At 27.5% G+C, this 14,479-nt stretch carries 15 protein-coding genes; 4 read left to right on the top strand and 11 right to left on the bottom strand.

Annotated features, from left to right (window positions below; genetic code table 11):
• Window position 1: 1 nt before the first annotated feature.
• From IR152_RS14370 to tnpA, 8 genes are all read right to left on the bottom strand, one after another.
• Window positions 2-1,549: a putative bifunctional diguanylate cyclase/phosphodiesterase gene (locus tag IR152_RS14370; protein WP_227452626.1), complete on the bottom strand. Its 1,548-nt coding sequence runs from the start codon at window positions 1,547-1,549 to the stop codon at window positions 2-4.
• Between the two features lie 260 nt (window positions 1,550-1,809).
• On the bottom strand, window positions 1,810-2,634 hold the full coding sequence (locus IR152_RS14375) for an N-acetylmuramoyl-L-alanine amidase (RefSeq protein WP_227452627.1): 825 nt from the start codon (window positions 2,632-2,634) through the stop codon (window positions 1,810-1,812).
• A 123-nt stretch (window positions 2,635-2,757) separates the two neighbouring features.
• Complete coding sequence (locus IR152_RS14380) at window positions 2,758-3,402, bottom strand: undecaprenyl diphosphate synthase family protein (RefSeq protein WP_227452628.1); 645 nt, start codon at window positions 3,400-3,402, stop codon at window positions 2,758-2,760.
• A gap of 283 nt (window positions 3,403-3,685) precedes the next feature.
• Window positions 3,686-4,186 carry a hypothetical protein gene (locus IR152_RS14385; RefSeq protein ID WP_227452629.1) on the bottom strand — a complete coding sequence of 167 codons (501 nt, stop codon included), beginning with the start codon at window positions 4,184-4,186 and terminating at the stop codon, window positions 3,686-3,688.
• Window positions 4,180-4,350, bottom strand: coding sequence for a hypothetical protein (locus IR152_RS14390; RefSeq protein WP_227452630.1), 171 nt, complete (start codon window positions 4,348-4,350; stop codon window positions 4,180-4,182). The genes IR152_RS14385 and IR152_RS14390 overlap by 7 nt, the downstream gene beginning before the upstream one ends.
• Before the next feature lie 29 nt (window positions 4,351-4,379).
• Window positions 4,380-4,697, bottom strand: coding sequence for a hypothetical protein (locus IR152_RS14395; RefSeq protein WP_227452631.1), 318 nt, complete (start codon window positions 4,695-4,697; stop codon window positions 4,380-4,382).
• A complete protein-coding gene (locus IR152_RS14400; RefSeq protein ID WP_227452632.1) occupies window positions 4,663-5,016 on the bottom strand; it encodes a hypothetical protein in 354 nt (117 codons plus the stop codon). The genes IR152_RS14395 and IR152_RS14400 overlap by 35 nt, the downstream gene beginning before the upstream one ends.
• A gap of 17 nt (window positions 5,017-5,033) precedes the next feature.
• Window positions 5,034-5,435 carry an IS200/IS605 family transposase gene (gene tnpA / locus IR152_RS14405; protein ID WP_227452633.1) on the bottom strand — a complete coding sequence of 134 codons (402 nt, stop codon included), beginning with the start codon at window positions 5,433-5,435 and terminating at the stop codon, window positions 5,034-5,036.
• A 144-nt stretch (window positions 5,436-5,579) separates the two neighbouring features.
• Here tnpA and IR152_RS14410 point away from each other — a divergent pair, with 144 nt between their 5' ends.
• Complete coding sequence (locus IR152_RS14410) at window positions 5,580-6,050, top strand: DUF4358 domain-containing protein (RefSeq protein ID WP_227452634.1); 471 nt, start codon at window positions 5,580-5,582, stop codon at window positions 6,048-6,050.
• Window positions 6,051-6,222: 172 nt separating this feature from the next.
• Entirely contained in the window at window positions 6,223-7,428 is a 1,206-nt protein-coding gene (locus tag IR152_RS14415) for an IS256 family transposase (RefSeq protein WP_227452635.1), read from the top strand.
• A 238-nt stretch (window positions 7,429-7,666) separates the two neighbouring features.
• Here the strand turns inward: IR152_RS14415 and IR152_RS14420 are convergent, their stop codons facing one another.
• Window positions 7,667-8,455, bottom strand: coding sequence for an HAD family hydrolase (locus IR152_RS14420; RefSeq protein WP_227452636.1), 789 nt, complete (start codon window positions 8,453-8,455; stop codon window positions 7,667-7,669).
• Between the two features lie 366 nt (window positions 8,456-8,821).
• Here IR152_RS14420 and IR152_RS14425 point away from each other — a divergent pair, with 366 nt between their 5' ends.
• A complete protein-coding gene (locus IR152_RS14425) occupies window positions 8,822-9,778 on the top strand; it encodes an LCP family protein (protein ID WP_227452637.1) in 957 nt (318 codons plus the stop codon).
• A gap of 284 nt (window positions 9,779-10,062) precedes the next feature.
• Complete coding sequence (locus IR152_RS14430) at window positions 10,063-11,028, top strand: LCP family protein (RefSeq protein ID WP_227452638.1); 966 nt, start codon at window positions 10,063-10,065, stop codon at window positions 11,026-11,028.
• 207 nt (window positions 11,029-11,235) lie between these two features.
• On the opposite strand, the gene IR152_RS14435 is transcribed toward IR152_RS14430, so the two are convergent.
• Window positions 11,236-13,347: a cell wall-binding glycosyl-hydrolase Cwp19 gene (locus IR152_RS14435; protein ID WP_227452639.1), complete on the bottom strand. Its 2,112-nt coding sequence runs from the start codon at window positions 13,345-13,347 to the stop codon at window positions 11,236-11,238.
• 271 nt (window positions 13,348-13,618) lie between these two features.
• On the bottom strand, window positions 13,619-14,293 hold the full coding sequence (locus IR152_RS14440; protein WP_227452640.1) for an SH3 domain-containing C40 family peptidase: 675 nt from the start codon (window positions 14,291-14,293) through the stop codon (window positions 13,619-13,621).
• Window positions 14,294-14,479: the final 186 nt, after the last annotated feature.

The raw sequence follows: 14,479 nt of genomic DNA on the forward strand, positions 1-14,479 counted from the left end.
CTTATTCCTCCTCAACTGCCATGCGTTTATCTAAAAGAGTATCCTCCAGATTCATATAATTTCTATCAATAAGAAGTCTTTTATAACTAATCTTATCTAAAGGTTTAAAAAACACATAGCCTTGTATGAAATTACAGCCCATTTCATTTAAAACGTTAACCTGATTCATATCCTCTACCCCTTCACATATAACAGTTAAGTTTAAATCATGTGAAAGATTAATAATTGCTTTTACCATAAATTTTGTTTTTGTATTTGTAACTATATCTAATATAAGTGACCTATCAATTTTTATAACATCTAGTGGTATCCCCTTAAGATTGATAAAATTTGAATTACCTACACCAAAATCATCTAATGAAATATTCATACCTAAAGATTTAATCTCATAAAGTCTTTCACTTATAAAGTTTACATCTCTTAGGGCTGTTGTTTCTGTAATTTCTAATTCTATAAGCTCTTTAGGAACATTATATGTATTAAACATCAGTTTAAAAAAATCAACTAAATCATTTTTATATAGTTCTACTCTAGAAAGATTTATTGAAACTGGTAGGACATTTATGCCTTCTGCAATCCACTTATCAATAGTAACAAAAACTTCTTGAATTAGCCACCTACCAATATTATTTATCAGACCATTTCTTTCAGCTATAGGTATAAACTTATTTGGTCCAACCATACCTAAGGATGGATGTACCCATCTTATTAATGCCTCTGAACCTATAATTTTATTTGTATTTGAATTGACTTTGGGTTGATAGTGAATTACAAACTCTTTATTTTTAATAGCTAAAAATAAATCTCGCTCTATTTTCATAATTGATTGTATTTCTTCTTTCATCTCATTATCAAATTCTACATACTCTATATGCTTTAGCCCTTTTGATTTAATCCTTGCCATATCAGCATTATCCATAGCTTTTTTTATACTAATTTCATCATTATTAAATCTATAAATTCCAATAGAAGCCTCAATATTTATATCCATTTTAAAACTGTCAATCTGACTTAATGTCACAATTTTATTCTTAATAAGATTTACTAAGTAAGGAATCTTCTGTTCTCTATCTTCAAGCTTTATTATTAATATAAAAACATCACTTTTTAACTTTCCATAAATAGCCTCTTCTCTAAAATAATTTTTTAAGTTACTTGAAATATTATTTAATACTTCATCCCCTAGCTCATAACCATATATATCATTTATAAGTTTGAGTCTACATAAATCAAAACAAGCCATAACACAGTTTTCTCTCTTATTGCTGATGATATAATTTTGAATATGTTTTAGAAAATTCTCATCTTTAGTAATATTTATAAGCTTATCTGGATTATTTATTAATTCTAAATTAATTTTACCCTCATATAGCTTAATTTTAAGATATGAAATAAATACATTTATACTAAATAAGGTCAATAAAATTAAAATTAAAACTTTAATGTCTGTTCCAATATGCCTTGTAAGTAAAACTATTCCCAAAATTCCAATTATGATAAAAATTATTTTATTTAAACTGTAAATTTTTGTCATACTATTTTTATTCATATAAATTCCCCTATTTTTTAAGTTATCTCACATTTAAACTTTTTATATATTAATTATAAAGCACAATTGATAGCAAATCAATGTAAGTTAAAATCACATATAAAGAACTGCATTATATTATACTAAATTTATTTTATTAAATTTTATAAATATCTATTTTTTGCAAAAAAAACTATGAAATTAGATATAGATAAAATAATTTCTAATTTCATAGTTTCTAAACTCAAACAACATTTTCAACATAATAAAATAAAGTTAACCTATTTATTCCCTTTAGAATCTAAGTATGAAAGTATACCTTGAACAATTCCTTCTGCAAGTTGTTCTTGATACCTTTCATTTATTATTTTTTGTTCCTCTGAAGGTGTTGTTAAAAAACCACACTCTACCAATATGGCAGGCATACTTGATTCTCTAAGCACTTCAAAGTTATTTTCAACTATGCCCCTATCCCTAACTTTAACATAAGATGCTATAGTGCTTTGTACTGTCTGTGCAAGTTCTTTTGAACCATCTGTAGCTTTATTCCTATACCAAGTTTCTATCCCTGTTGCTGTATTGCCATTTTCCTCTGCATTTAAATGAATGGAAACAAGCACATCAGCAGAACTATTATTTGCTAAATCAACTCTATCATTTAACGATATATACGTATCATCAGTTCTAGATACTACTACTTGAATATCCTTTTGTTTAGATAATTTATTTGCTAATTTTTTGGAAATCTGCAGATTTAGGTCTTTTTCATATCTATTACTAGTTTTACTTTGAGTCCCTTTATCATTTCCCCCATGACCTGGGTCTACAAATACAGTATATTTTTTATTTTTATTTTCATCTTCATTTCCAAGGTCAAATTGTTCTGAGTTAACATTTTGTTGTTGGCTAGTCTTATTACTTTTATCCATACCTTTTACCAAAGCTACTACACCTTGAGTAGCCTTAAATGCCATAAATAAAAATAACGCTGTAAAGCAAATCAACACTGCTAACTTTTTCTTATTTAATTTTCGCTTTTTTCTATTCGGATGGCTAGTATTTTTAGATTTGTTCCTTGAATTATTGTTATTATTGCCTCTTGACATTTCTTCACCCTTCTTGGTATAAATTTTTACACTTTCACATATTATTAGTGTTATTTTACCATCAAGAAGTTTTTTTTTCAATAATTTAAAACACTCTACAACCTTAAATCAGAAGCTTTTTAATTATCCGCCTAAAGTGACATCTTGTGTATCATACCAACTAAATGCATCTTTTATATCATCACTTTTAAAATCTGGCCAATAATTCTCTATAACATAAAAGTCTGCATAAATTGATTGTACAGGAAGGAAACCACTTAATCTCCTTCTTCCCCCCCATCTGATTATCAAATCTAGTCTAGATACATCAAATGACTGTATGTAATCCTGTATATTATTTTTATTTACATTTTCTACTCCTGATATATTATTTAAGTCCCAATACCATCCATAATTTACCAGAAGATTTGCTTTTATTTGACCTTCTTTAGCTTTAATTCTATTAGTATATGGTAATAATTCCTCTGGGAACATTGGAGATTTTGTATTTCCAACAACGAGTAAAGCCGCACCTTCATCTATTAATATATTTGCAGCATCAATACATGCTTTTGTAAAAGCTTTTGTCTGCACTGATGGACGTCTTGTATTATCAGTTGTAAATCCATAAAAAGTTACTTCTTCACAACCTAAATCTCTACATAATCTATAAGATTCTAATCCAGGGTCTATTCCGCTTTCATATCCTTTATCTTTTGTCATACCATTCTGACTTGCCCATCTTCTGTTTCCATCTGGTATAATTCCTACATGTTTTGGTATTCTCATTTCTAATCACCTCTTAATAGGTATTATTATCAAAATATTACATTATTAATCAAAACTGTAACATTAAATACATTTATTTTTATATAATTATGTACTGAAACTCCCACGCCTAAAGGCATGGGGTTCTTAGGTACTACATGAATTTCTATAATACTCTCAGTTACAATAAATCATAACCTACAACATATTATCACTAATCATATTCCCTAAGACTTTTATTAACAAAGTATCTGTTGACACCATTAACGTTAATATTAGGCTCGTTTCTCAACCTATATAGTTTTTATATCCCCATACTAGATATTAATTTATAACCATTTAATTTTAATTTCTTTAATCTACTTATTTCTTTATCATGTAATACTTTAAAGTTATCATATGTGTCAATACATAATTCTCTGTTGATTGATTTTAAATCTTCATTAACATTCATTATTAAAAATGCAGAATAGCAATCTCTTTGAATATCCACATCCTTATTCCATCTCTCTTTTAATTCCTTCTTATTGTACTCATCTGAAAAGTGATTATATTGACTAGCTCTACATTTAGCAGTATCTATTTTATATAGTTTTTCACCATTATATTTTAACTTATTGTCTAACATAGTCAAAAACATTGATGGTGCTTTATTTGCTAATGATTTTCCAAAACGTTTCTTCTTATTGATTCTACCAGTCTTTTCATTAATAGTAGTATCCTTTGCTCTAGTTTGAAGTCTTTTATAACTCATAGTTTCAACATAAAACTTATTACCTAAATTTAATAATTTGTTAATTAACACATAATGGTCTTGCTTATTTCAGTTTGCTTTCTATATAGCTCTTTTCTTAGTGTTTTTAATTTAATATAGTGATTACTAAATATCCACTTATCTCTATTTCCTTGTTTTATAGTACCATTATCATTGAATTTATTAGGATTAGTTGCACGTTTACTTCTATCCATTTTACGTTGAATTAATTTTAATTGCCTATCTATATTTTTATTTTTCCTTGAGTGGTTGTTTTTTTAGGTGGAACTCCTTCTAAGACTAATTGTACATACCATTTAATTTTACCCTTAATTTCTTTTTTAAGTATTCTACAATATTTTATTTTGTTTTGAATTGCTCTTTGAGCATAGTTGTCGTTATTCTTTATTATTACTGGAATAGCCATCTTATTAAATTTAATAACACCATCTTTATAACTAATTCCAGTTGAATTTTGCTTCCCTTCTATTGATATTAATTCATTATATCTAATATAATTAACCCGTTTAGCTTTGATGATATATATACTTACTAAAAGCATTAAAACATCTTGTGGCTATTTTCTGAGATATAGCAGAATGTAATTTATAATATTTACAAATAGATTTAACAAAATTATGAAGTGAATACTCTGTCAAATTATATTTCTTAGTAATATCATTAAATATTTTATTTCTATCTTTACCCTTATATTTACAATTTGCTCGATACTCCTTAGATTCTATCATGTGGTTATATCTTTTAAATAGTTCTGATAAACATGAATTATATACTTTTCTATATTTATCAAAAGTATTACATATAATATCTTCTTGAAACTTTTCTGTCTTTAATTGTAATGTTAATATATAATTTGACATAATATTCACCTCACTTTCTAATATCTTGTTTTCTGATTTTCTACATATTTTTTAATAGTTTCACTACATACATTTTCTGCTGTAGATACAAAATAACTTCTAGTCCATAAACTAGGCATTTTTGATAATTCAATAAATTCTTCTCTTAATATTTTACTTGTATAACCTTTTATATTTTGCATTATATCAGAAGGACTTAAAGTTGGAAGACTATTTAAAAACATATGTGTATGGTCTTTATCACATTCTATTGCAATAATTTCAATATCCATCTCCTTACACTTATTTTTAACCAATGTTTTAAATCTATCTTCTAAACCTTCTATATTAAATACTTTTCTTCTATATCTAGGACAGAATACAAAATGATAATTAATTAGACTAACAGTTGTTTGAGTTCTTCTATATTTATTTTCCATATATTTATATTAACATTATATGTGTATGTGTCAATACCTTTTATACACTATTTGTGCTATCCATCCCACACCTAAAGGAGTGGGCTTTCTGCACTATGTTGTAAACTAATTTAAGACAGAATTAAAAAAACTTGGAGGTTTATCATGAAAAAAATTTTAATATTGTTTTTTTCGATAATCTTATCATTAGGAATGGTTGGTTGTTCTTCAAGTGGTGATTACAAAAACGTTTCTACATCAAGAATTGAAAGGGCATTAAAATCTGCTGATTTACTTATAAAAGAATCAAAAATCTTTGATGCAAAGAAATTTAACTATTTCAATGATGTGGAGGAAGACATCATTCAAGGTTTTGTAATTAATTCTTCTGAAAAATTATCTCTAGAAGATATTATCGTTATAAAAACTGACGATGTAGATAAAATCTATAAAACTCTAGAAAATTATAAAAAAGACATGATACAAGCATCTTTTGGAGAAGGACATGGAGAAAAAAGCAATTCTGAAATAGCAAATAATACTATAGTTGAGAAATCAGGCAAGTATGTTTATTTAATTTCAGCTGAAAATGCATTTCAAATAGAAGACAAAATACTAAGCATAATAAAAAAATAAATACCTTTAACGGAGTTTATTAAATATCAATGTAATTTTATATAAATAAATTTATTTATCAAAATTACATTGATTTTGAGGTAATGTAAAATAATTTGTGCTTCAAGGTTAATAAAAATCTTCTTTATGGCAATGATTTAAATATAATCAAATGTCGTAAAGGAGATTTTTTATGAATACTTTAAGAAAACAATTAGTCAAAGAAATTATATCAGATGGAGAATTTATAAAATCTGGAGATATAAGTAGCTATTTAAGAGATATGTTCAAAGATATACTACAAGAGATGTTAGAACAAGAAATGGCATTAGAGCTAGGTTATGAAAAGGGCGACAGCCATAACAAGAATACAACTAATAGAAGAAATGGATATAGCAAAAAAACTGTAAAATCACAATTTGGAGATTTACAACTAGACGTTCCAAGAGACAGAGATAATGACTTTAACCCAGTAGTCGTTCCTAAAAATATTAGAGATATTTCAGGAATCGAAGAAAAAATAATATCACTTTATGCAAGAGGTATGTCAACAAGAGATATACATGACCAGATATTAGATTTATACGGTATAGAAATTTCAGCTGATCAAGTAAGTAATATAACAAATGTTATAATTCAAAGAGCTAAAGAGTGGCAAAATAGACCTCTTGAACAAGTTTATCCTTTTGTATTTATGGATGCAATTCATTACAAAGTAAGAGATGATGGAAAAATAAAAAATAAAGCTGCATATGTAGTTCTAGGAGTAAATAAGGATGGTTTCAAAGATATTTTAGGAATATGGATAGGTGAAAACGAAACTTCAAAGTTTTGGTATAGTGTTTTAACCGATTTAAAAAATAGAGGTGTTAAAGATGTACTAATTTTTAGTGTTGATGGATTAAATGGCTTCAAAGAGGCGATAGCCGCAAGTTATCCTAATTCTATAATACAAAAATGTATAATCCATCAGATAAAAAATACTTTTAAATATGTTTCATACAAAGATTCAAAAGCATTAATAAGTGATTTTAAATCTGTATATAAAGCAGTTAATGAACAAGAAGCCTCATCGGCTTTAGATAAAATAGATGAAAAATGGGGTAAACAGTATCCTTCGGCAATTAAAATTTGGAGAAATAACTGGGATGTTATAGCACCATTTTTTAGTTTTCCTGAAGAAATAAGGACTATAATGTACACTACAAATATAATTGAAGAACTTAATAGACAGTTTAGAAAAGTCACAAAAACAAAGTCCACTTTTCCATCAGACGATTCACTATTAAAAATATTGTTCTTAGCAAGTGAAAATGTGATGAAAAAATGGACTATGAGATATAGAAACTGGGATAGTATATATAATCAGTTATCTATATTCTTTGATAATAGAATATAATTTTAAAAAATCACATTCTAAAAATTTGCCATAATATATATGGTTTCCAAAAATATTTAGAAATATCCCAGTATATATTTTTTACAATTTATTAGAATAAAATTCATATATTGGGAAATATTAATAGTAAATAAATAATTGTTGCTATAAAGTAGAAATTATCTTTAAAAGCACAAATTAATTTACAGTCTCTTTTTTGAAGGTTCTTCAAAATAATCTTTTTTATCTGGACAGATGGCTATCCAATTTTTATGACCTCTTTTATCTTATCTACAACGCCATTTTCAGTATTTCTTTTTGCTCTGAACCTAGCAATTTGTTTCAAATGCTCATTTGCATTTTCCATAGCATAACTATGATAAGCACTCTTCATCATTTCTAAGTCATTTAATTGGTCACCAAATACCATAGTTTCTTCATATTTTATATCTAACATTTTTTGTACTTTTCTTATAGCACTTCCTTTATTTGCACCTTTTGCAGTTAAATCAAGCCATTCTACTCCAGAAATACACACTTGGGCTCTATCAGAAAACTTTTCAAAGTAGATGCTATTGTTATGTTCTGCACCTTTGAAGTCAAATACAGCTATCTTTAATACATCACCTTCTACCTTAGTCAAGTCATCTACAACTTTAAACTTTTCATAGTAAGTGCTAACTTCTTCTATAAATGCTTCATCTTTACTTTCTATATAGGCATATTTTTTGCCACTCATTACAATCTTTTTCCCTTTTATACTTCTTGTCGTCTCTATGATTTTATTTACTAACTCTTTATCCAAAGGATTTGATAATATTTCTTTTCCTTTATATACTACAAGTGTTCCATTTTCTGAGATAAACATCATATCATCTTTTATATCTTCAAATTTTTTTATAAGATTTTGATACTGCCTACCACTTGCTGCAGAAAACATTATCCCCTTCTCTCTTAATTTTTTAAATACTCTATAAAACTCTGGATTTATTTCGCTCTTTTCATCCAATAAAGTTCCATCTAAGTCTGTTGCTATTAATTTTATCATACATTTTCTCCCCCAATTATTAATTTATAATTATTTTTTATTAATTTTTATCAGTTTAAATTTTCAATTCCTATTATACACTAAAAATTTTAAATTACAATTTACACCTTTAACAAGATGCTATAGCCACATTTAGGAAAATATTTTTTTCAACACACACATCAATTCATAAAAATTTAAGTCTTCATATAATTATATTCCAAAAAAAATAATAATAACTATACACTTTCTTCTATAAAATATTATAAAAATAATTATATTATGACAAACTTATGCTAATTTATTGTGTTTTTTATTGCTTATGTAACAATTTTTTAATATAATTAACTATGTGTAGTTAAAAAATTTAGAAAGTAGGGGATATTATTGTCAGGACTCAAAAAGTTCGTTATATTTCTAGCCCTTTTAGTTATAGCATTTCCTATTAGCATATATGGATATGTTTTTACTAAATTAAAAACTATCCAAGATGATAGTATAAATACAGAGGCGCTTAGTAGTAATGACTATAAAAACGAAGAAAATATCACAAATATATTATTGTTAGGTACAGATGCAAGACCAGGAGAAGAAGTTTCTCGTTCTGATGCCATGATGATACTGACTATTGATAATAAAAATAAAAGTCTTAAATTAACTTCATTAAATAGAGATACTTATGTTAATATACCAGGACATGGAGAACAAAAATTAACACATGCTTATGTATATGGACAAGCTAACTTATTAATAGAAACTATAGAAGAAAACTTCCAGCTTGATATACAAAATTACGCTGTAGTTGACTTTTTCTCTTTTATGGATATAGTCGATGCTCTAGGTGGAGTTACTGTTACTGTCAATAAGAGTGAGATAAGAGAATTAAATAAATTTATACCTGAAACTTATAAGTGGAATAAAAATGCTGACAAAGGTTCTCTTAAATATATAAGAAACTCCGGTGAACAAAAATTAAATGGATACCAAACACTTGCATTTTCTCGTATAAGAAAAAATGATAGTACAGATGAAAGAGATAGAAGACAAAGAAGTGTTATACAAAGTTTAATAAATGGTGTTAAGGATTTACCAGTTACTAAATATCCTAATCTAGTTAATACAATACTTCCGTACGTAAAAACTAATATGAACCCTAATGAAATAATATCTTTAGGAAAAGAACTTTTAAGTATAGGAAATTTAGATTTGAAATCTATGGAATTTCCTCTTTCTACTGAAAATGGTAGAAAAATAGGTAATGCAGGCTATGTAATACCTTTTGAGGAATATGAACTAGATGCAATGCATGATTTCATATTTAAAGACATTATGGTTGAAGATTAGAAATTCCAAAACAAACTAATAATTTGATGATAAATACATACCTCTTAAATGCAAATTACTTTGTATTTATGGTGTGTGTTTTTATTTTAAAATATAAATTACTTTTAAAAAATATATTATATATACTTTTAACTGTATATATAGGTCGATAAATTTTCTTATAAATTATATCATTGTCTTTTTTTTGTAACTGAAACAAGTATTGAATATATTTCAATACTTTAATATAATTAAGTGTATGCTATTAAAAAATATACAGGAAAAAGAAGAAAGAAGGGGTACTTTTGTCAAAATTAAAGAAATTTGTTATACTACTGGCTTTCTTGGTAGTAATATTCCCTATAAGCGTATATGGATATTTTTATTATAAATTGTCTGCTATTCATGACTCTAGCATAAGTAGTAATTTATTAGATAACAATGACCATAAAAATGAAGATGGGATAATTAACATATTACTTATGGGAACAGATGCTAGACCAAATGAAGATTCTTCAAGGTCAGATGCTATGATGATACTTACTATTGATAACAAACACAATGATATCAAACTTACATCATTAGCTCGTGATAGCTATGTAGACATTCCTGGCTATAGTAAACAAAAACTTACTCATGCTTATGCTTATGGACAAGCTGATTTATTAATACAAACAATTGAAGAGAATTTTAATGTTGATATTCAGAATTATGCTTGTGTTAATTTCGAATCATTTATGTATATAATTGATGCTATTGGTGGTGTTGAAGTTACCATTGAAAAAGGAGAAATACGCGAATTAAATAAATTTATTCCTGAAACTTATGGTTGGAATAAAAGTGATGATAAAGGTAGCATACAATACATAAAAAAATCAGGAGAACAAACTTTAAATGGATATCAAGCACTATCTTTTGCACGTATCAGACATAACGATACAGCCTTTGCTAGAGATGGTAGACAGAGACAGATTATACAAGCTATAATCAAGAAAACAGAAACTTTACCTGTCACTAAATATCCAGCTTTATTAGATGCTGTTCTTCCATATGTTAAAACTAACATGAAACCTAATGCAATACTTTCTTTAGGAGCTCAAGTTTTAAAAATGGGTGACTTAAATGTTAAGCAATTTGAATTCCCTATTGATGATGAAATTCACAGTACAGGTGGTATATATGGAAAAGCTGGATGGGTTCTTAGATTTGACCCAGATACTTTAGACATATTACATGATTTTATATTTAATGACATAGAATTTAAACAATAAGACATTTAACATAAAGTTTACTGTAAATATAAGATTAAATATTAAAAAAGAACTATATCACATAATTATTTTCAAGTTATTGTTTACACTTGATTGTAAAATGCATATAGTTCTTTTTTATTTTCTAATTTTTCTTGATAATTTTCATTTTAATCGACTTTTAATCTACATTTATGAAATAATCTATATTTTAAATTAACTTTTTTATTACTTAACTAAGTTTAAGAAAGTGTTTAATGTGTTTTGATTTATGCCATCTCCAACTTCATATACTAGAGCAGTTTTCTTAGGCTCTAAAGCTGTTTTCTGAGTAGATGTCACACTATTTCCAAGCATAACTACTGGTGATTTTAATTTAGCAGCCAAAGGACCTGATGTTAATGCATCTACTAACTGATTACTTTTACTTACAAACATTGATGGATATTCAGCATTAGGATAGAATTTTTGTATTACTTTTCCATTTGTTTCTTCTCTATTTTCCCCAGCTATTCTATTTTTAGATACATCGTTTGTTATAACCTTATCTAATCTAGTTATTACTGAATCAGATATACTTAGATTACCACCTATAAAATAAGCATCTTTTACTTTTAAGTCTGATATCCAATTGTAAACTTCATCACTTACATTATCTTTTGATACTAGTACGATTGGTTGTTTTTCTTCTCCTGCTTTTGAAGCTATAGAAAGAGAATCTGCTTCACCTGTACCACTTGTTATATATAGTTTCTCTACTGGATTATTTTTTACTAATTCTTTTGCTATCATTAAAGATGTACTATATCTATCTGAACCACCAACTCTATTTATTGATACATTTGATAATGTATCTTTTATCTCACTTTCAACTTTATCTCCAATAGAATTATTTCCTCCAATTAGAATAACTTTACTTGGATTAAGTCTTTTTATCTCATTCTTAGTAGATGTCGGTATATTATCTTTATTTACCAATAGTATAGGAGCATCATTTGCTGTAGCAAGTGGTGTTGATGTTATACCATCAACTATAGAGTACCCATTTACTAGTACTACTGTATCTGAATTTGTAACCCAACCTTTTTTACTTATTGCTACTGCTGTGTCATATCTTTCAGCACCTCTTAATTTCTCCACTTTAACATTAGATGGTGGAGTAACTGGCTCTTCACTGCTGGAATATAGGCTCTTTAAATCCTTTTGTATAGAAGCGCTATTTGCTATATCTTTAGCTGAAAAATACATACTACCTTTTATTTCACTGTACTTTCTATTTAATGTTACTTGTTGTACTATTTCCTTTGCTATATTTTGTCCATTATAACTTGATTGACCTTGCTTATATATTCCTTGTCCTATGTATAAATCTACGTCTGTTCCTTTTACTTCATTAGCCCACCATGCCACTAATTTAGAATAATCTGCTGCTTTAAGACCAATTGGCCAGTAAAGCTGTGGAACTACATAATCAATTAATCCTTGTTTTATCCATGCTCTTGTATCTGCATATGTACCTACATAACTTTCATTTCCTGATGTATCTGAACCTGTTGGGTCGCTACTTTTGTTTCTCCATATCCCAGCTGGACTTACACCAAATACAACATTAGATTTTATACTCTTTATAGACGCTTTTACATCTCTAAGTAGAGTATTTACATTTTCTCTTCTCCAATTGTCTTTATTTTGTCCATTTCCATATTTTTGATATGTAGCAGTATCGTTGAAACTTACTCCTGGATAGAAATAATCATCAAAATGAACGCCATCTATATCGTAATTTTGAACTACCTCTGCTATACTATCCACTATGTACTTTCTAACTTCTGGTAAACCTGGGTCATAGTAATACTTATTTCCATGTTTAACTACCCAGCTTGGATTTTTCTTTGCCGGATGGTTTGCTGGCAATTTATCAATGCTCTCATCTGCCATAGTTATTCTGTATGGATTAAACCATGCATGGAATTCCATTCCCCTTTTATGTGCTTCTTCTATTAAAAATGGTAATGGGTCATATCCAGGGTCTTTACCTTGTGTACCTGTAAGATATTCAGACCATGGATTTATATTTGATTTATATAAAGCATCTGATTTTGGTCTTACTTGAACCACTGCTGTATTTATCCCTGAACTTTTTAATTTGTCCAATAAATCTGTGTATTCCTTTTTTTGCTTGGCTTCATTATTTTTAGTCTTAGGCCAGTCTAAATTATAAACTGTAGATATCCAAGCAGCTCTCATTTCCCTATCATTTGATGAATCAGCAAATGAACTTACACTACACATAGTAAGTGTCATTATCAATGATAATACTAATATACTTATTTTTTTCATTTCATCCCCCTTAATTTCTTAAATTTATTTTTTATACAATATACTTATTACTAAGTATATCTAAAACTCATATTATCTGTCAAATATTGAATAATATAGTTAAAATTTATTATAAAAAAACAGCAAAGAAATTTACCTTCTTTGCTGTTTTTGTAACGTTCATCACTATTTTAATATTACTAAACTCTTAAATCTCTATGTAAAACATTAAATGTAATTATACATACTTAATGTTAATATCCAATCCTATGTAAATCAATATCTATTATTATTATAAAACACGTGTAGCAGTTATAAGTCTTCTTGCATAATTAGTTCCTGGAGCCATGCTAGTAACTTTTACTACATCTCCTGTTTGTGGTGAATGTATGAATTTAGAATCTCCAACATACAACCCAACGTGATTTATTGAACCACCTGAACCAAAGAAAACTAAATCTCCTGGTTTTAATTCTGCTCTAGATACTTTCTTTCCTACTGTTGCTTGTGATCTTGATACTCTTGGTAAATTAACTCCTGCTCCATTTTTATAGACATAAGAAGTAAACCCAGAACAATCAAAAGAATTTGGTCCAGTTGCTCCCCATCTATATGGCTTACCTTGTTGCTTAAACGCTAAGTTTAAAACATTTTGTACCTTTGAGTCTACATTTCCACCTTCAATAGTTAAATAATCTCCATTTACCCATCCTGTAACATTGTCAACTGTTTTTATTTTAATCCATCCATTTGAATGTAATTCTAAAACTTCAACTTTGTCTCCTGTGTTTATCTTTCCCACTACTGCATCATTTGCACTAGCTCCACTTCTTACATTTAAAAAATCACACGGGTCTACTGTTGCACTCATAGGTGAATTAGTCAGTTCTGCTGCACTAGCTGTTATTGCTCCTGCTTCTACTGTTACAACTCCTGCTATTAACACCATAGCTATAAATTTTTTCAATATATGTTTTTTATTTTTAATATTCATCATAATCTCAAGTACCTAATCCTTTCGAAAATTTAACATTTTGTTCCTTCATTTCCAATTCCTAATTAACATTCTATCTTACATCAAAATAAATTGCAACCTTTTTTGTAATCTTTTTGTAATCATTTTGTAATCTTTTGTTTCTTTTTAGTATATATT

The sequence above is a fragment of the Clostridioides sp. ES-S-0108-01 genome (assembly GCF_020662285.1).
Classification (GTDB): domain Bacteria; phylum Bacillota; class Clostridia; order Peptostreptococcales; family Peptostreptococcaceae; genus Clostridioides.